The organism is Rathayibacter sp. VKM Ac-2835, assembly GCF_013266705.1.
In the GTDB taxonomy this organism is placed as follows: domain Bacteria; phylum Actinomycetota; class Actinomycetes; order Actinomycetales; family Microbacteriaceae; genus Rathayibacter.
On the sequence record NZ_JABSNQ010000004.1, the window covers coordinates 1 to 15,450 of the forward strand.

Sequence of the window (15,450 nt, forward strand, 5' to 3'; positions counted from 1 at the left end):
GGCGTGTCGGCGAGGCGGCGCGCTCGGCGGCCACGGCGTCGTCGAAGCAGTCGCGCACCTCCGCGAGTGCTGCCGCGTTCTCGTCTTCTGACATACGAGTATTGAATCAGGGACCACCGACACCGGAGCGGGACATCGGGCCGATCGGGGAGAGCGCCGCCGGATCGGGGACTGGGGAGGAGGCTTGCTCTCGGACGTCCGGTGATGGTGGGTCTCGATACGCGGCCGGAGGCGGCTGCTCGACCAGCATGCAGCGCGGCCGGAGGCGGCTGCTCGACCAGCATGCAGCGCGGCCCGAGGCGGCTACTCGGCCGGCAGGGACGAGCCCGGCACCCGACCGCGGACGGACGCCACGACGGCCGCCACGGCGCGGTCGACGCTCACGGCGCGGGCGGCGTCGTCCTCCTGCTCGGAGTCGTGCACGAAGACGGTCGTGCCGCGGACGGCGCCGCAGTAGTCGACGACGCCGTGCTCGATCTGGGTGCGGAGGGAGTGCTCGTAGCCGTGGCGCTCGTACACTCCGACGCTGTCTCCGGCGATCGGCACGAGGTGGACCGTGAGGCGGCCGAGGTTCCGGCGCATCCCGTCGACCGGATCGATCTCGAACGCCCAGCCGTTCACGAAGACGCGGTCGATCCAGCCCTTCAGCAGCGCCGGCATCGACCACCAGTAGACGGGGAAGACCAGCACCAGGTGCTCGGCGGCGTCGAGCCGGCGCTGCTCCCGGAGCACGTCGGCCGGGTACTCGCCGCCGACACGGTAGCTGCGCCGGTCGTCCGGACCGAAGCGCGGGTCGAAGCCCTCCGCCGCGAGATCGGCGAGCACGGCAGGCTCGAGCTCCTCCGCGAGCCGCCGGGCGAGGGCGAGGGTCAGCGAGTCGTGGTCGGGGTGGGCGGCGACGAGGAGCGTGTTCACCTGTCCATCCAAGCGGACCCGCTCAGGACTGCGCCGCGAGCGGGGCACGAGCAGGGACCCTCTCGATCCGCGTCGGCGACGTAGGTTCGGAGCATGGACACAGCGCACGAGGACATCGCGGGCTTCCTCGCCTCTCGCCGCGCCCGGCTGACTCCCGCCGAGGCGGGGCTGCCCGACGTCGGTGGCCGCCGCCGGGTCGCCGGGCTGCGGCGCGAGGAGGTCGCGGCTCTCGCCGGCGTGAGCCCCGGCTACTACCGCCGCCTCGAGCGCGGCCAGGCCCTGGGCGTCTCGGAGTCCGTCCTCGGCGGTCTCGCCCGCGCGCTCCGCCTGAACGAGACCGAGCGCGCGCACCTCGACGACCTGGTCCGCGCGGCGAACGCCGCCGTGCAGCCGCGGCGCGAGCGGCCGGCCCGGCCCGGCGACGGCCTGAGCCCCGGCGCCCAGCAGATGATCGCGGCGATGTCGACGGTGCCGGTGTTCGTGCAGAACCGCCGCCTCGACGCCGTCGCGGCGAACGCGCTCGGCCGAGCGCTGTTCGCCCCGATGCTCGCGGCGGGCGAGGATCCCGCGAACGCCGCCCGCTTCGTCTTCCTCGACGCCCGCGCCCGCTCGTTCTACCGCGACTGGCAGGGAACCGCCGAGCAGCTCGTGGCGGTCCTGCGCCGCGAGGCCGGCCGCTCGCCGCGCGACCAGGAGCTGGCCGCCCTCCTCGAACGGCTCGCGTCCGCCAGCCCGGTGTTCCGCGCGCTGTGGTCGTCGCACGACGTCCGGGAGCACCGCACGGGGACGAAGGACGTGCACCACCCCGTCGTCGGCGACCTCTCGCTCTCGTTCGAGACGCTCGAGCTCGCCTCCCAGCCCGGACTCCAGGTGCTCGTGTTCAGCGCCGAGCCCGGTTCCGCCTCGGCCGACGGCCTCCAGCTCCTGGCCAATCTGACCCTCCGACGGCAGGGCGACGCAGCCGCCACCTCACCGACCCCCGCCGCCCCTCCGACAGGAAGAACCCTCTGATGAAGAACGCACGACTCGGCGGCCTGACCGTCTCCCGCCTCGGCCTCGGCGCGATGACCATGGCCGGCACCTACACCTCCGAGGGCGCCCTCGACGACAGCGAATCGATCGCGACGATCCACCGCGCGCTCGACCTCGGCGTCACCCACCTCGACACCGCGGAGATCTACGGCCCGTTCCACAGCGAGGAGGTGGTCGGCCGCGCCGTCGCCGGCCGCCGGGACGAGGTGGTCCTCGCCACGAAGTTCGGCCTCGTCTCGCACGAGGGCGGCGGTCCCGGCACGATCGACAGCAGCCCCGCGAACATCCGGCTCGCGGTCGAGGGGTCGCTGCGGCGACTCGGCACCGACCGCATCGACCTCTGGTACCAGCACCGCGTCGACCCGCACACGCCGATCGAGGACGTCGCCGGCGCCGTCGCCGAGCTCGTCGCCGAGGGCACGGTGCTGCACTTCGGCCTCTCCGAGGCGAGCGCCGCGACGATCCGCCGGGCCCACGCCGTGCAGCCGGTCTCCGCGCTGCAGACCGAGTACTCGCTCTGGACCCGCGACGTCGAGGACGAGATCCTCCCCGTGCTGCGCGAGCTCGGCATCGGCTTCGTCCCTTATTCGCCGCTCGGCCACGGGCTGCTGACCGGCTCGATCCGCACCGTGGACGACTTCGCCGACGACGACTGGCGGAAGACGAACCCGCGCTTCACCGGGGAGAACTTCGCCCGCAACCTCGCGATCGTCGACGAGGTCCGCGCGATCGGCGCGGAGGTCGGGGCGACGCCCGCGCAGACGGCCCTCGCCTGGATCCTCACCCGCGGAGACGACATCGCGCCGATCCCCGGCACCCGCCGCGTCGCGCGCGTTGAGGAGAACACCGCCGCCGACGCCGTCGTCCTCACCGTCGATCAGCTCGACCGGCTCGACCGGCTCACCCCCGCGGCCGGCGCTCGTCACGACGAGGGCAACATGGCGACCATCGACCGATGAGCGAGCCGGTACCGATGAGCGAGCCGGATCCGAGGCGCGAGCCGGAACCCCAGGAGGTCCTGCACCGGGACGGGAGCCTGCGCGCCCGCGGCGCGACGCTCGACGGCGAGATGCACGGGCACTGGCAGTGGTTCCGACTGGACGGCACCCCGCTTCGGAGCGGCTCGTTCGATCGCGGGCGCCGGATCGGTGTCTGGACGACCTACGACCGCGCCGGCGCCCCGCACAAGGAGACCCGCTTCGGCGACTGAGGGGCCACGCCTCAGGAGCCGCCGCGCGCCAGGACACCGGTGACGAGCAGCTGCACGAGGGCGTCCGTGTCGTAGCGCGGGTCGCCCGCGCCGCCGATGCAGAGGTTGCCGATGCCGCGAAGCAGGCCGTACGCCTCGACGGGTGGCGCGTCCGGCGAGAGCGCCGCCTCGAGCAGCGTCGCGCAGACCGGCACCAGCCGGTCGGTGAAGAACGCGTGCAGGGCGTCCGAGCCTGCGCCGTCGCCCTGCAGCGCGTCCGGCAGCCCGTGCTTGGTGACCAGGAAGTCGACGAACAGCGCCAGCCACTCCCGGAGCGCCGCCTCGGGCGAGTCGCTCTCGGCGAGGAGTCGCGGCCCGGCTTCAGCGCAGGCCTCGACCTGGTGCCGGTAGACGGCGATCACGAGATCCGCGCGGGTGGGGAAGTGCCGGTAGATCGTGCCCGTCCCCACGCCGGCGCGCGTCGCGATCTCGCGAACGGGAGCGTCGACGCCGGACTCGACGAAGACCGCCGCGGCCGCGTCGAGCAGGGCCTGGGAGTCGCGCCGGGGGCGGCCCACGCGGGGGACCGCCGGGCCGGTGGCGTTCTGTTCCGTCACTGCTGCTCCTTGCTTCGTGCGCACCACTTGCTTAACGGAACGCCGCTCCGTATCGTTGCGGAACGTCGCTCCGATAAGCAGTATCGCAGAGCGCGGACCGGAAGGCACCAGCATGACCAGCACCCTCCCCACCATCCTCCCCGAGGCACTCCCCGTCGTCTCGGTCGCCCCTGTCGAGCTCGACGCTCCGGGCCGCCCCGTCCCGCTCACCGTGCGGATCTCCGCTCCGGCGACCGGCACGGACCTCCCCGTCGTGCTCTTCTCGCACGGCGACGGCTGGAACCACGACGGCTACGCGCCGCTCACCGCGTTCTGGGCCTCGCGCGGCTTCGTCGTGATCCAGCCGACGCACCTGGACTCGCGGCGGAACGGCTTCGGCTTCGACCACCCCGTCTTCCCGACGATCTGGGAGCAGCGGATCGCCGATCTCACCCACGTGCTCGACCGGCTCGAGGTCCTCGAGGCCGCCCTGCCCGGTCTCGCCGGGCGGGTCGACCGCAGCCGCGTCGCCGTCGCCGGGCACTCCTGGGGCGCGCAGACGGCGCAGACGCTGCTCGGCGCCCGGATCGTCGAGGAGGGCGACTCCCTCAGCCCGGACCGCTCCGACGGCCGGGTGCGCGCCGGCGTCCTGCTCGCCACGACGGGCGTCGCCGGCGACGACCTCGAGCCGTTCGCGCAGGCGGCCTTCCCCTTCCTCCGCCCCTCCTTCGCGCAGCTGAGCACGCCGACCCTCGTCGTCGCGGGAGACCGCGATCAGTCGAGGCTCTCCCGGCGCGGGCCGGGCTGGTTCACCGACGCCTACGCGCAGAGCCCCGGCGCGACCGATCTGCTCACCCTGCACGGCGGCGAGCACTCGCTCGGCGGCATCGTCGGCGAGGAGGTCGCCGAGACGACGGACGCGGATCCCGCGCGCCTGGCCGCGATCCAGCGGCTGACCACGGCGTACCTCCGCACCGCTCTCGGCGTCGACGCGGGCAGCTGGGCGGCGGCGCGGACGGCTTTCCTCGAGGAGGGAGCGATCGGCCGCATCGCGAGCAAGTGAGGCCGGGCGTCAGTCCTTCGCCGGCGCAGCCCCGCCGGCGAGGTCGTCCTCCGTCGGCTCGGTCACGCCGATCGTGCTGATGATCGGCATCGTGCCCGTGCGCGCGAGCGGCTCCTCCGCGGTCGGCGCCTGCTCCGGACTCGGGGAGTGGCGCGCGCGCACCGGCGCCACGGCGCGGACGACCGGAGTGCGCAGCCGCCGGTAGGCGATGCGGCCGAGGGTGACGCCGCCCGCGAGGCCGATCGCGATCATGCCCGCCTGGAGCAGCAGCTCGATCCCGCCCTCGGGGCCGCGGCCGGAGGTGAGGTCGAGCACGCCGCGGTAGAGGGTGAGGCCCGGGAGCAGCGGCACGATGCCGCAGGCGGTGGTCACCACGGCGGGCACGCGCCAGCGCTCGGCCAGGGTCTCGCCGAGCAGGCCGATCACGATCGCGGGCACGGCGCTGGCCAGCAGCGGCGCGGCGCCCAGCCCGCTCAGCGCGTCGGAGGCGACCCATGCTCCCGCGCCGGTGAGCGCGGCGACGAGCGCCGGCCGCGGGGGCGTGTGCGACGAGAGCGCCCAGGCTCCCGCGGCGATGCCTGCGCCGAGGACCTGCACACCGGCCGGCCAGGGGCGGGCGTAGGAGTCGACCAGCACCAGCTCGACGCCGAGGGTGCGCGCGCCGTCGAGCACGGCGGCGATGCCGACGACGATGCCGAGGGTCAGCAGCCCGACCTCGAGCAGCCGGCCGCCGGCCGTGATCGGGAAGCCGTTGATGGCGTCGTCCGCCGCTCCCACGAAGGAGAGCCCGGCGAGCAGCACGACGACTCCGGAGGCGACCACCAGCGCCGGCGGCAGCACGGCGAACTCGACCGGCAGCTGCGGCACGACCGCGAGCAGCAGCACCGCCACGCCGGTCGCGAGCGCGGCTCCGGCGATCTGCTGGAAGAAGGCGGGCAGCCCCCAGCGGCCGAGCAGCTGGTTGACGCCGTCGATCGCGGCGGTCGTGAGCGCGGCGAGGAGCACGATGAGCGGTCCGCCGCCGAGCAGGATCGCGACGCCCGCGGCCATCACCGCGAGGGTGAGCGTGACGACGCTGCGCCGGTAGCGGTGCGGCTGGACGAGGATCGCGTCGAGCCGCTCGTGCGCCGCCTCGAACTGCTGCCGGGCCTCGTCGCGCGCGGCGGTCGAGTCGACGGTGTCGGCGACCCGCACCTCGGGGGACCCGTCGGTGATCGCGGTGACCAGTGCCGTCACCCGGGCGAGCCGCTCGTAGTCGGCGCTGCGGGAGGCCACGACGCGCAGCACGCTCACGCTGGGCGAGTCCTCGCTCCCGTCGTGCACGACCAGGATCGAGGTGAAGGTGAGGTCGACCTGCACCTCGATGCCGTAGGCACGGCAGACGCGCTCGATGGTCTCGGTGACCTCCGCTGCGGCGGACCCCAGCGAGAGCAGGGTCTCGCCGAGCCGCACCGCCAGCTCGAGCACGCCGCGCACGGTCTGCTCGGCGAGGACGGCGCGCTGCGAGCGCCGGCTGACCGGGGCGGCAGGACGCTGCCCGCTCAGCGTGCCGGCGAGCTGCCGGAGGAGCCGCGGCCGGCGGGGACGCTGCTGGTGGAGACGAGGAGGGCGCACCACCCGAGCGTAGAGAAGACCACCGTCACCGCGGGACCGCCTCGTCCCGGACGCCCGCGGTGCGCTCGATCGGCGGGGCCTGCGCAGGCCCACAGGATCGGCCTCGACGCGATGCCGGGGCCGTCACGTCCCGCCAGGGCGGCCTCCTCCGCCATCCGCTCCCCGGCCTGCTCCGAATGATGCATACACATCAACCTCACGACCGGAGCCCGCATGCTCGCTACCGTCCTCGCCCCCCGCTCACCCACCGTCGCCGCCCCGGCCCTGCCGCTGCTCCCGCCGGATTCGGACCGGCTGCTCGTCATCCGCTCCGCCTCGGGCGACGACCGCGCCTTCGCCGAGATCGTCCGTCGGCACACCTCGCTGCTGCGCGCGACCGCGCTGCGGATCCTGCGCGCCTCGAGCGAGGTCGACGACGTGGTGCAGGAGACGTTCCTCGCCGCGTGGACGCACATGGACAGCGTGATCGACGGCGAGACCATCGTCGGCTGGCTGCTCACCACCGTGCGCCGCCGCTGCTACGACCGGCTCCGCTCGACCGATCACCAGAACCACGCCGAGCTGGAGCAGGACCTGCCCGAGTCGCTCGACCACTGCCCGACCGCGGTCTCCGAGCGCGCCGCCCTCGTCGCCGAGGCCCGGGACGTGCTCGGCCGGATGCCCGAGCTCCAGCGCCGCTGCTGGGAGCTCCGCCAGCTGCAGCAGCGCAGCTACGACGACATCGCCGCGGAGCTCGGCGTCAGCGCGACGGTCGTCCGCGGGCAGCTCTCCCGCGCGCGGCTGCTGATGGAGGCGACGCTCGCGCACTGGCGCTGAGCCGCCGGCGAGTCGCCCGGCTACCGTGGAGAGCATGGAACCCAGCATCGGCACCCTGCTCACCGGACTCCTGATCAACCTGTTCTGGTTCGCGCTCGTCCTCGTCGCGGTCTTCTTCGTCGTGCGCGCCGCCGTGACGAGCGCGCTGCGGCGGGCCGGCGTCATCACCCCGTCGAGCGCTGCCGCCCTCGACCGCGAGGACGAGGCGCACCGTCGCGCCATCGACGACGAGCGGCGCCCGGAGGCCTGAGCGCCCGCCTGAGCCCCAAGACGCGGCGCTGCTTCAGCTCCCGAGGATCGCCAGTGCCGTCGAGACGATCCCGCAGACGACGCCGGTGCCGACCAGGATCAGACCGGTCAGCCGCAGCGCTCGCACCGGATCGGCGCGGCGGTGCAGCCGGATCCGCTCCGGGTCCTCCTCGCGGTAGTAGACCTCGCGCTGGTCCGAGCCGACCGGCGTCAGCGGATCGTCGGCGGTGAGCGGCCTCGACCGGACCTCGCCGGCGCGGGTGACCCAGTGCAGCGCGCGAGGCGGCCCGTCCTCGAGGTAGGCGGTCGTCGTCGACCACCGCCCGTCGATCAGCAGCCCTACGAACGCCGCGAACAGGAAGAGCAGCCCCAGCGGGAGCGTGATGAGGGAGAGAGCCTCCAGGATCGTCTCCAGCACCGGTCGCCTCCCTCAGGATCCGCTGACGAGCGTACCGGGCGCGGCGCGCGTCACCCGCCGCCGTCCGCCACCCGTGTCAGGCGGATCCGCACACTGACCGGGCGACCGCGGCTCTTCCGCCGCGCGGACGGCTGCACGAGCTGCGGGGGTGGCAGGGACGGATGACGACGACGGGCGGTGCGCGGCACGGACGGCTGAGGCCGCGCTCCGGCCTCCGGAGTCTGCTGCTCGGCGTGGCGGCGACCGTCGCGGTCCTCGCGGTGAGCGGAACCTGCCTGGTCGCGATCGCCACGGCCAGCATCACGAGCAACGTCGCGGGCAACGCGGTCGAGCTCGGCGTCGCGCCCTCCTCGGAGCCGCAGGCGGTGCAGCTCGGCGCGATCGAGGGCGGGTTCACTGTCCTCATCGTCGGCACCGACAACGACGCGGTGCAGGGCGACGCCTTCGGGGTCCGCGACGCCACGCTCAACGACGTCACGATCCTGCTGCACGTCTCCGCCGACCACCGCAGCGCGACGGTGATCAGCTTCCCGCGCGACCTCGTGCTCGACCGCCCGGCCTGCACCGATCCGGAGACGGGCGAGGTCACGGAGGCGACCGCCGACGTGCCGCTCAACTCCGCCTTCGAGCACGGCGGGCTCTCCTGCGTCAACGACACGGTGCAGCAGTTCACCGGCCTGACCGTGCCCTACGCCGGCTGGGTCTCCTTCAACGGCGTGATCGAGATGAGCAACGCCGTCGGGGGAGTGCCGATCTGCCTCACCGGGCCGATCCGCGACACCGACTCCGGGGTCGACCTGCCCGCGGGCACGAGCACCGTCTCGGGTGCGACCGCGCTCGCCTTCCTGCGGACCCGGCACGGCGTCGGCGACGAGAGCGATCTCAGCCGGATCTCCTCGCAGCAGCAGTATCTGGCCTCGCTGATGCGCACGGTCCGCTCGGCCGACACGCTCTCGAACGTCCCGGAGCTCTACGGACTCGCGCAGGCCGTGTCCTCGAACGTCCACCTCTCGACCACGCTGACGAACCCGTCGACGATGATCTCGCTCGCGCTGGCCCTCGAGGACGTCGATCTCGCGCAGATGGTGTTCGTGCAGTACCCGGCACTCGACGACCCGGACCGGCCCGGCAAGGTCGTCCCCGACGCGGTCCTCGGCGGCGAGCTGATGGCCCGCGTGCTGAACTACGAGCCGGTGACGCTCGCGTCGACTCCCGCGGAGGAGCAGCCCGCTCCGCCCGCCGAGGCGCCGGCCGATCCGGGCACCGCTGCGCCTGTCACCGCTGGGCCTGCCCCGGCTGCGCCTGCCCCGGCTGCTGACCCCCTCGACGCCGCCGGGCAGACCGCCGCCGAGGAGACCTGCGCCGTTCCGTCCGAGTGATCGACGGCGCACGGATCCGGCGCACGGGGAATAGTCGAAAACACGATCCTGTCAATGTCCTCGACACGATTCGCGGCCACTTCTAACGTTTCTCCCGATCGTTCCTCGCGCCCGGACCCTGCGTGAGGGGTCCGTCCCGGGTCCTCGGCAGGAAGGGTGCGACCGTGAGCGATCCCGCGGACGCCGTCATCGACGAACTGCTCGCCGTGCTCTCCCCGTCCGGCGGGATCCATCCCGGCCTCGCCCGGCACGTCGGGCAGCAGCTGCGGCGCCTCCGCCCACCGACCGTGGACGGCGCGGCGCTCTGCGAGCCGTACCTGCGGTGCGGCCCGATCGACGGGGTGGCGATCTCGACCATCGGCAGTCCTTTCGGCGCCGCGACCGTCGCCGCCAGCGATCCCCTCGCGCTGCGCCTGGACGAGATCCAGCTCGAGCTCCGGCAGGGGCCGTGCTGGGACGCGATCGCCGCCGCCGCCCCGGTCGCGATGGTCGACGCCGGCTCCGAGGACCGCTGGCCCGTCTTCAGCGAGGCCGTCGGCGCCATCGACATCCGCGCCGTGTTCGCCTTCCCCCTCGTCGTCGCCGGGCTGCCCGTGGGCGCCGTCGACCTCTACTCCCGCACGGCCGGCCCGCTCGGCGAGGGGCTGGTCGAGGAGCTCGCCGCCAGGACGGCGCGGACGTCGCTCGGGGTCCTGAGCGCCGTGGTGCCCGCGAGCGGGCGCGACGACCTCGGGGAGGCGCGAGCGCCGGAGAGCCTGCGCCGCGCGTCGGACATCCTCGCCACGCGCTACCGCACCTCGCCCCGGGACGCGCTCCTGCTGCTGCGCGCGCACGCCCTCGCCGACGACAGGTCCGTCGACGCGGTCGCGGAGGAGATCGTGTCGGATGCGGACGCCGTCACCGCAGGACCGCGCACGACCCGCACTCGCGCTCGGTGAGCAGGCCCGCCTGAGCCGCCGCGTCAGTCGCCTGTTCCGGCAGCGGGGTGCTCGCGCACGTTCCGCACCACGCGGGCGGGGGCACCGACGACGACGGCACCCGCCGGGACGTCCTTCGTGACGACCGCCGCGGCGGCGATCACCGCGTCGTCGCCGACCGTGACGCCGGGGAGCAGGGTCGCCTTGGCGCCGATCCAGACGTTGGCGCCGACGACGATCCGCTCAGGGTGCAGGTCGCCCCGGCGGCCGGGATCGAGGTCGTGGTTCAGCGTCGCGAAGACGACGTCGTGCCCGATGAGGCAGTCGTCGCCGATCGTGACGCCGCCCTGGTCCTGGAAGGCGCAGCCCGAATTGAGGAAGACGCGCGCGCCCAGCCGGATGTTCCGGCCGAAGTCGGCGCGGAGCGGCGGGAAGAGCGTCACCGACTCGTCGATCGGCCGGCCGGTCAGCTCCGCGAGCAGCTCGCGCACGCGCTCGGGCCGGTGGTAGCCGCTGTTGAGCTCGGCGGTGATGCGCAGCGCCTCCTGGCTGGCGGCGTGCATCGCCGCGTGCAGCGGGGAGCCGCCCTCGATGGTCTGCTGCGCGTCGAGCGCGGCGAGCAGGTCGTCCAGGTCCGGGTTCACGTCGTCGTCCTCTCGTCGGGTGGGCTCAGGCTACGAGCGCGCTGCGGACGGAGGGAACACCCTGCCGGGGCACCCCTGCTGGTCGTCGCGGTCGGCCCGCGTGGAGGGACACGCTCCTGCCGTTCTGCTTCGAGATCCGGTCGCCGCAGCCGCTCACAGGTCCGCCCTGCAGCGCGCAGCGCGGGCCGGGGTCCGGCTCAGGGCAGGGTGGATCTCGATACGCCCGCTGCGCGGGCTACTCGATCAGCATGAACGGCCGACACGTATTCGAACGCAGACCACCGACACCCGCACGGCCCCAGCCACGTTCCGAGGAGAGACCGCCGAACCGCCCTGTGGAGGAGCCGGACAGTCGGCGCGGGGCCCGCAGGAGCGAGTGCGACCGGCTCGTCCTCCGTCTCGCGCACCGCGCCGGTCGTGCGGGCGTCGCCCACGACGAGGCGTCCCCGAACCTTCGAGACGTCATGGCGCGACGGGCCGCCTCGACGTCCAGGAACACCTCGCGCGCCCGTCAGGCGGTGAGCCCGCCGGGGAGCCTCCGCTCGAGGCGCGTCGCTCGGCGTGCGGCCAGAGCGAGCGCGACCAGCACGGCGGCGATGACGGGCAGCGGCAGGACGGCCCTGGCGGCCGGGACGTCCGTGAGAACCGTCGCGCCGAGGGCGTCGATGAGGATCAGCAGCGCCGACAGCCCGACCAGCAGGACGACCGACATCGCCGCCGACACTCGGCCGCGCCACGGCACGACCGCGAGGACGCCGAGCGCGGCCACCGGCCCGGCCGTCGAGAGGCCGGGACCGAGCCAGCCGGCCGACGCCGCGACGAGCGCGATGCTCAGCTCGGTGGTGGCGGCGAGCAGCGCGGTGATCCGCGCGGCGCCGGTCCGGCCGGCGAGGGCCAGGCAGAGGGCGATCGCGAAGAGCGCTCCGGCGACGAAGGAGGGATTGGTGAACGGCCCGATCGCACCCGGGTAGCTGATGCCGGGGGACCGGTTCACGACGGTGGAGAAGACGAAGAACGCCGTGGCGAGGGCGAGGGGGATGACCGTCGACGGAGATCGCCCGGCCGTCGATCGGAGGCGATGGCGCAGACCGCCGACCGCGAGGGTGATCCGCTGCCCGATGCCGGGGGAGCGGCGTCCCCGGTCGTCGGCCTCGTCCAGCAGGATCCCGAGCAGCACCTCGCCGTGCTCGCTCCGCCAGGCGGCCGGGTACCAGCGCAGCGCTCGGCGGAACCGGTCTGTGCGCCTCGCGTCCTCGTTCGTCGTCATACCGTTCTCCTTCGAAGGGTGGTCGGGTCAGAGCGCGGCGGCCGGCGAGAGCCCGAGGTTGAGCCGCGCTCGGGCGGCGCTCGCCTCCATCCGGGCGACCTCCGCGCCCAGGGCGGATCGGCCGGTGTCGGTCAGCCGGAAGTAGCGCCGCACGCGGCCGTTGATCCGCTCGTCGCCGTCGGGGGAGATGAGGCGCTCCGACTCCAGACGCTCGAGCGCCGCGTACAGGGTCGTGACCCGCAGGCGGACGCGGCCCTCCGACTCCTCCTGGATCTCCTGCAGCAGCGCGTAGCCGTGTCGGCGCCCGAGCGCGAGCGCGGTCAGGATCCAGAAGGTCGTCTCTCGCATCTCGTCGGGCATGACGGGAACAATACTCCACCGGCGGGAGTATCGCGTCGTGAGCCGGTCACTCCTGACGTTCCGCGCCCGCGAGGAACGCGCCGCGCTCCTCGATCAGGCGGCGCAGGTAGCGCGCGAGGACGAGTCGCTCCGCGATCCGGCCGAGGACGCCGAACGGGGCCCGGAAGGAGACCCTGTCGGTCATCACTGAGCCGCCGCCGTCCGCCTCGAATCGGTGCTCGTGCCGGAAGCTGCGGAACGGACCGCGGGTCTGCTCGTCCGTGAAGGAGTGCGGCGCGTCAAAGGCGGTGATCCGGCTGGTCAGCCGGAGGGGGACGCCGAAGTGGCGGGCCCGCCAGGTCACCTCCTCGCCGAGGCCGATGGTGCCGCTGACCACCCCGCCGACGGCGCGCTCCTCCGACGCCGCCTGCGACTCGGTGTGCAGGTCGATGCTCCGCGCGCGATCGAACAGCTCGGCGACGGGCAGCGACGAGCGGGTGACGACCTCGAACGAGACGACCACGGGACCGATGCCGGCCGGTCAGCCGGTCCGCATCGTGTTCACGGGGAGCTGCGTGAAGGCGACGGAGTCCGGGGTCTGCGTCCGGGCGACAGGACCGCCGGGCTCACCGAACGGATCCTCGGGGAGCACGAGCGGCTCACGGCGGAACAGCCTCCGGAGAAGTGCCGTCATCCGCGTCATGGCGTCCCCTCACTCGACTGTCGTCGCTGATCCACGATATCCGAGTGAGGACGCGCTCAGGCAGCCGAGGGCGCTCCTCCGTCTCACGCCAGCGCGACCTGCCGGCGCAGTGACCGGCGCGGAGCTGCGGCGGCGGGGTGTTCCGTCCGGACGGGCGCGCTGACAGGATGCAGCAGATGGACGAGTCGGAGCGGCGAGAGCTCGCGGAGCTGCGGAGGCGGGCCTACGGGCGAGGGGCCGGCCCGGAGCTCGAGGCTCCCGAGCAGGCGCGGCTGCGGCTGCTGGAGGGGCGGGCGGCCCCGGGGCCGGCGCACCCGGATCCTCACGAGCCGCACCGCGAGCCGGCAGAGGCGCCCGAGACCTCGGCCCCTGTACCGCCGTCCCCCGAACCGCCGCCACCCGCGGTCGCCGGCCGGATCCGCAGACGGGTCACCGTCCTCTGGGCTCTGTCCGTCGTGACGACGGCGGTCGTCGCGTCCGCAGCCACGGTGTGGGTCACCGGCTCCGCCGATCCCGTCGTGGCCGTCCTGCCGCTGTCCGCGTCGGACCGCTGGACCGGGAGCGGCTTCGCGGACGTCGTCGCCACCGAGGACTTCCACGGACTGATCCTGCTCCGCAGCTCGGGCGGCGGACCGCCGACGAGCCCCGATCAGTGCCTCGTCGCCGTTCCGACCGAGTCGGACGACGGAGGCCTCGTCGTCAACGGCTGCAGCGCCGGGTCCTTCCCCGCCGTCGCCCAGACGACCGTGCGGAACGGCATGCCGGAGGAGCTCGTCGCCGAGTTCGGCGAGGGCACCGGCCTCCGGTTCACCCTCGACGGCGACACCGTGCGGGTTCAGACGGACTGACTCAGCGGCTTGCGGCCGCGGCGAGCGCCTCGGCGACGGACGCGTGGATCGCGTCGTAGTCCGGGTCCTCCGGATCGACCGCGGGAGGCGTCAGCTCGACCGAGCCGACCGGCTGCGAGCGGGTCCGGAGCGCGAGCTCCAGGAATCCGCCCAGCGCACCCTGCGGGATGTCCGTGCGGACGACCCGCGCGCCAGCGTCGGCGATGTCCTGGAACTTCAGCAGCACGTTCACGGGAGAGAGGCGGGCGAGGATCGCGCCCTGCACCTCGCGCTGGCGGACCATCCGGTCGTAGTCGCCGCCGGCCGAGCCGTAGCGGGAGCGGGCGTAGGCGAGGGCGTTGCTGCCGTCGAGGTGGTGCTCGCCGGGGGTGAGCCAGGCGTTCACGCCGACGAGCTCGCCGGTGTCCTCGTCGAGGACGCCGCCGAAGGGCAGGTCGCCGTCGCCGGTGTAGTCGACGTCGATGCCGCCGAGCGCGTCGATGAGGCTCGCGAAGCCCTGCATGTCGACAAGGGCGTAGTACTGGATCCGCAGCCCGAGGGCGCCCTCGACGGCGTCGCGCGTCGCCTCGATGCCGGGGGAGCTGCCCGCCGCCACCGCGTCCGGGTAGAGCTCCGGGCTCTTCAGCTCGACCTCGGTGTTGATCGAGTTGAGCATGCAGGGATCGACCGCGCAGTCCTTCCACGGATAGCCGTCAGGGTAGAGCTCGTGCATCGGCGAGTCCTCGGGGAAGGGCGTCCACCGGAGGTTCCGCGGCAGCCCGATGACCGTCGACGCTCCTGTCGACGTGTCGATCGAGGCGACGGAGATGCTGTCCGGGCGCAGCCCCGCGCGGTCCTCGCCCGCGTCCCCGCCCAGCAGCAGGACGTTGTAGCGGCCGTCGACCGGGTCGGCCGCCCTCCCATCGCCGAACACCGTCGACAGCAGGCCGCGGGAGACCCCGACCAGGTGGCCGCCGTAGCCCGCCGCTCCGACCGAGACGAGCAGCGCGAGGACCGTCGCCGCCCCGAGTGCGACGCGGGCGCGCGGCCCGACCTTCACCAGCCGGGTCAGCCGCAGCGTGTCGAGCGCGAGCACGAGCCAGAGCGCGGCGCAGGCGAACAGGACGCCCTGCACGACGGCGAGCGTCCCGTCGAGGGCGGCGATCGAGAAGACGAGCGAGGGGGCGACGAGGAGCGCCGGCAGCAGCACGACCACGACCGCCCAGAGCAGCATCGTCGCGGCGAGACCCACGCGGCCGAGCCGCCGCGAGCCCGCGAGGATCTGCGCGGATCCGGGGATCAGCAGCCCGAGCCCGAGCAGCCACCAGGCGCGACGCGTCATCACCGCCCGCGACGCCGTGTCCGGATCCCGCATCGGCGTCCGCCCGCGGACCCCGTTCTCCACCACTGCGCTGCGCACGACGCCCTCCCCGGAACCGACCACCCACGGTAGGGCCTGGAGTCTCGGCCGCCGACCGCGAC

General features: G+C 74.0%; 19 protein-coding genes. 9 read left to right on the forward strand and 10 right to left on the reverse strand.

Annotated elements, in window-relative coordinates; genetic code table 11:
- Positions 1 to 303: 303 nt before the first annotated feature.
- A complete protein-coding gene (locus HRK28_RS16470) occupies positions 304 to 915 on the reverse strand; it encodes an NAD(P)H-dependent oxidoreductase (protein ID WP_173252416.1) in 612 nt (203 codons plus the stop codon).
- Between the two features lie 93 nt (positions 916 to 1,008).
- On the opposite strand from HRK28_RS16470, the gene HRK28_RS16475 reads away from it, so the two are divergent.
- The 3 genes from HRK28_RS16475 to HRK28_RS16485 are packed head-to-tail and all read left to right on the forward strand — an operon-like array spanning position 1,009 to position 3,157.
- The gene (locus tag HRK28_RS16475; RefSeq protein WP_160089325.1) at positions 1,009 to 1,926 is read left to right on the forward strand and encodes a helix-turn-helix domain-containing protein; all 918 of its coding nucleotides are present in this window, start codon (positions 1,009 to 1,011) and stop codon (positions 1,924 to 1,926) included.
- Complete coding sequence (locus HRK28_RS16480) at positions 1,926 to 2,906, forward strand: aldo/keto reductase (RefSeq protein ID WP_160089327.1); 981 nt, start codon at positions 1,926 to 1,928, stop codon at positions 2,904 to 2,906. Before HRK28_RS16475 ends, HRK28_RS16480 begins: the two co-directional genes overlap by 1 nt.
- Positions 2,903 to 3,157, forward strand: a complete 255-nt coding sequence (locus tag HRK28_RS16485; RefSeq protein WP_208543657.1) for a toxin-antitoxin system YwqK family antitoxin — start codon at positions 2,903 to 2,905, stop codon at positions 3,155 to 3,157. The genes HRK28_RS16480 and HRK28_RS16485 overlap by 4 nt, the downstream gene beginning before the upstream one ends.
- A gap of 11 nt (positions 3,158 to 3,168) precedes the next feature.
- On the opposite strand, the gene HRK28_RS16490 is transcribed toward HRK28_RS16485, so the two are convergent.
- Positions 3,169 to 3,753, reverse strand: coding sequence for a TetR/AcrR family transcriptional regulator (locus HRK28_RS16490; protein WP_367948455.1), 585 nt, complete (start codon positions 3,751 to 3,753; stop codon positions 3,169 to 3,171).
- A gap of 112 nt (positions 3,754 to 3,865) precedes the next feature.
- Between HRK28_RS16490 and HRK28_RS16495 the strand changes: the two genes are divergently transcribed.
- A complete protein-coding gene (locus tag HRK28_RS16495) occupies positions 3,866 to 4,795 on the forward strand; it encodes an alpha/beta fold hydrolase (RefSeq protein WP_173252418.1) in 930 nt (309 codons plus the stop codon).
- A gap of 9 nt (positions 4,796 to 4,804) precedes the next feature.
- Here the strand turns inward: HRK28_RS16495 and HRK28_RS16500 are convergent, their stop codons facing one another.
- Positions 4,805 to 6,409 (reverse strand): threonine/serine exporter family protein, encoded by a 1,605-nt coding sequence (locus HRK28_RS16500; protein WP_173252419.1) that lies wholly within the window; start codon positions 6,407 to 6,409, stop codon positions 4,805 to 4,807.
- Between the two features lie 213 nt (positions 6,410 to 6,622).
- Here HRK28_RS16500 and HRK28_RS16505 point away from each other — a divergent pair, with 213 nt between their 5' ends.
- On the forward strand, positions 6,623 to 7,225 hold the full coding sequence (locus HRK28_RS16505) for an RNA polymerase sigma factor (RefSeq protein ID WP_173252420.1): 603 nt from the start codon (positions 6,623 to 6,625) through the stop codon (positions 7,223 to 7,225).
- A gap of 34 nt (positions 7,226 to 7,259) precedes the next feature.
- Positions 7,260 to 7,475 carry a hypothetical protein gene (locus tag HRK28_RS16510; RefSeq protein WP_160089337.1) on the forward strand — a complete coding sequence of 72 codons (216 nt, stop codon included), beginning with the start codon at positions 7,260 to 7,262 and terminating at the stop codon, positions 7,473 to 7,475.
- Between the two features lie 33 nt (positions 7,476 to 7,508).
- Here HRK28_RS16510 and HRK28_RS16515 read toward each other — a convergent pair whose 3' ends face one another.
- On the reverse strand, positions 7,509 to 7,892 hold the full coding sequence (locus tag HRK28_RS16515) for a hypothetical protein (RefSeq protein WP_160089339.1): 384 nt from the start codon (positions 7,890 to 7,892) through the stop codon (positions 7,509 to 7,511).
- A 161-nt stretch (positions 7,893 to 8,053) separates the two neighbouring features.
- On the opposite strand from HRK28_RS16515, the gene HRK28_RS16520 reads away from it, so the two are divergent.
- Both HRK28_RS16520 and HRK28_RS16525 read left to right on the forward strand, forming a co-directional pair.
- Positions 8,054 to 9,271, forward strand: coding sequence for an LCP family protein (locus tag HRK28_RS16520; RefSeq protein ID WP_173252421.1), 1,218 nt, complete (start codon positions 8,054 to 8,056; stop codon positions 9,269 to 9,271).
- A 164-nt stretch (positions 9,272 to 9,435) separates the two neighbouring features.
- A complete protein-coding gene (locus HRK28_RS16525) occupies positions 9,436 to 10,209 on the forward strand; it encodes a transcriptional regulator (RefSeq protein ID WP_173252422.1) in 774 nt (257 codons plus the stop codon).
- A 23-nt stretch (positions 10,210 to 10,232) separates the two neighbouring features.
- On the opposite strand, the gene HRK28_RS16530 is transcribed toward HRK28_RS16525, so the two are convergent.
- The 5 genes from HRK28_RS16530 to HRK28_RS16550 all read right to left on the reverse strand — a co-directional run bounded on the left by HRK28_RS16530 (position 10,233) and on the right by HRK28_RS16550 (position 13,141).
- On the reverse strand, positions 10,233 to 10,832 hold the full coding sequence (locus HRK28_RS16530) for a DapH/DapD/GlmU-related protein (protein ID WP_367948456.1): 600 nt from the start codon (positions 10,830 to 10,832) through the stop codon (positions 10,233 to 10,235).
- Positions 10,833 to 11,343: 511 nt separating this feature from the next.
- Complete coding sequence (locus HRK28_RS16535) at positions 11,344 to 12,099, reverse strand: hypothetical protein (RefSeq protein ID WP_173252423.1); 756 nt, start codon at positions 12,097 to 12,099, stop codon at positions 11,344 to 11,346.
- Positions 12,100 to 12,126: 27 nt separating this feature from the next.
- The gene (locus HRK28_RS16540; protein WP_173252424.1) at positions 12,127 to 12,459 is read right to left on the reverse strand and encodes a PadR family transcriptional regulator; all 333 of its coding nucleotides are present in this window, start codon (positions 12,457 to 12,459) and stop codon (positions 12,127 to 12,129) included.
- 46 nt (positions 12,460 to 12,505) lie between these two features.
- Entirely contained in the window at positions 12,506 to 12,961 is a 456-nt protein-coding gene (locus HRK28_RS16545; RefSeq protein ID WP_173252425.1) for an SRPBCC family protein, read from the reverse strand.
- 18 nt (positions 12,962 to 12,979) lie between these two features.
- The gene (locus HRK28_RS16550; protein WP_173252426.1) at positions 12,980 to 13,141 is read right to left on the reverse strand and encodes a hypothetical protein; all 162 of its coding nucleotides are present in this window, start codon (positions 13,139 to 13,141) and stop codon (positions 12,980 to 12,982) included.
- 176 nt (positions 13,142 to 13,317) lie between these two features.
- On the opposite strand from HRK28_RS16550, the gene HRK28_RS16555 reads away from it, so the two are divergent.
- Positions 13,318 to 13,989 carry a hypothetical protein gene (locus tag HRK28_RS16555; protein ID WP_173252427.1) on the forward strand — a complete coding sequence of 224 codons (672 nt, stop codon included), beginning with the start codon at positions 13,318 to 13,320 and terminating at the stop codon, positions 13,987 to 13,989.
- A 1-nt stretch (position 13,990) separates the two neighbouring features.
- On the opposite strand, the gene HRK28_RS16560 is transcribed toward HRK28_RS16555, so the two are convergent.
- Positions 13,991 to 15,388, reverse strand: coding sequence for an LCP family protein (locus HRK28_RS16560; protein ID WP_367948457.1), 1,398 nt, complete (start codon positions 15,386 to 15,388; stop codon positions 13,991 to 13,993).
- Positions 15,389 to 15,450 lie beyond the last annotated feature (62 nt).

Excerpts from the sequence above, each read along its gene's own strand:
- HRK28_RS16475 (WP_160089325.1), top strand. The coding sequence starts at position 1,009 with ATGGACACAGCGCACGAGGACATCGCGGGCTTCCTCGCCTCTCGCCGC.
- HRK28_RS16480 (WP_160089327.1), top strand. The coding sequence starts at position 1,926 with ATGAAGAACGCACGACTCGGCGGCCTGACCGTCTCCCGCCTCGGCCTC.
- HRK28_RS16485 (WP_208543657.1), top strand. The coding sequence starts at position 2,903 with ATGAGCGAGCCGGTACCGATGAGCGAGCCGGATCCGAGGCGCGAGCCG.
- HRK28_RS16495 (WP_173252418.1), top strand. The coding sequence starts at position 3,866 with ATGACCAGCACCCTCCCCACCATCCTCCCCGAGGCACTCCCCGTCGTC.
- HRK28_RS16505 (WP_173252420.1), top strand. The coding sequence starts at position 6,623 with ATGCTCGCTACCGTCCTCGCCCCCCGCTCACCCACCGTCGCCGCCCCG.
- HRK28_RS16510 (WP_160089337.1), top strand. The coding sequence starts at position 7,260 with ATGGAACCCAGCATCGGCACCCTGCTCACCGGACTCCTGATCAACCTG.
- HRK28_RS16520 (WP_173252421.1), top strand. The coding sequence starts at position 8,054 with ATGACGACGACGGGCGGTGCGCGGCACGGACGGCTGAGGCCGCGCTCC.
- HRK28_RS16535 (WP_173252423.1), bottom strand. The coding sequence starts at position 12,099 with ATGACGACGAACGAGGACGCGAGGCGCACAGACCGGTTCCGCCGAGCG.
- HRK28_RS16540 (WP_173252424.1), bottom strand. The coding sequence starts at position 12,459 with ATGCCCGACGAGATGCGAGAGACGACCTTCTGGATCCTGACCGCGCTC.
- HRK28_RS16550 (WP_173252426.1), bottom strand. The coding sequence starts at position 13,141 with ATGACGCGGATGACGGCACTTCTCCGGAGGCTGTTCCGCCGTGAGCCG.
- HRK28_RS16555 (WP_173252427.1), top strand. The coding sequence starts at position 13,318 with ATGGACGAGTCGGAGCGGCGAGAGCTCGCGGAGCTGCGGAGGCGGGCC.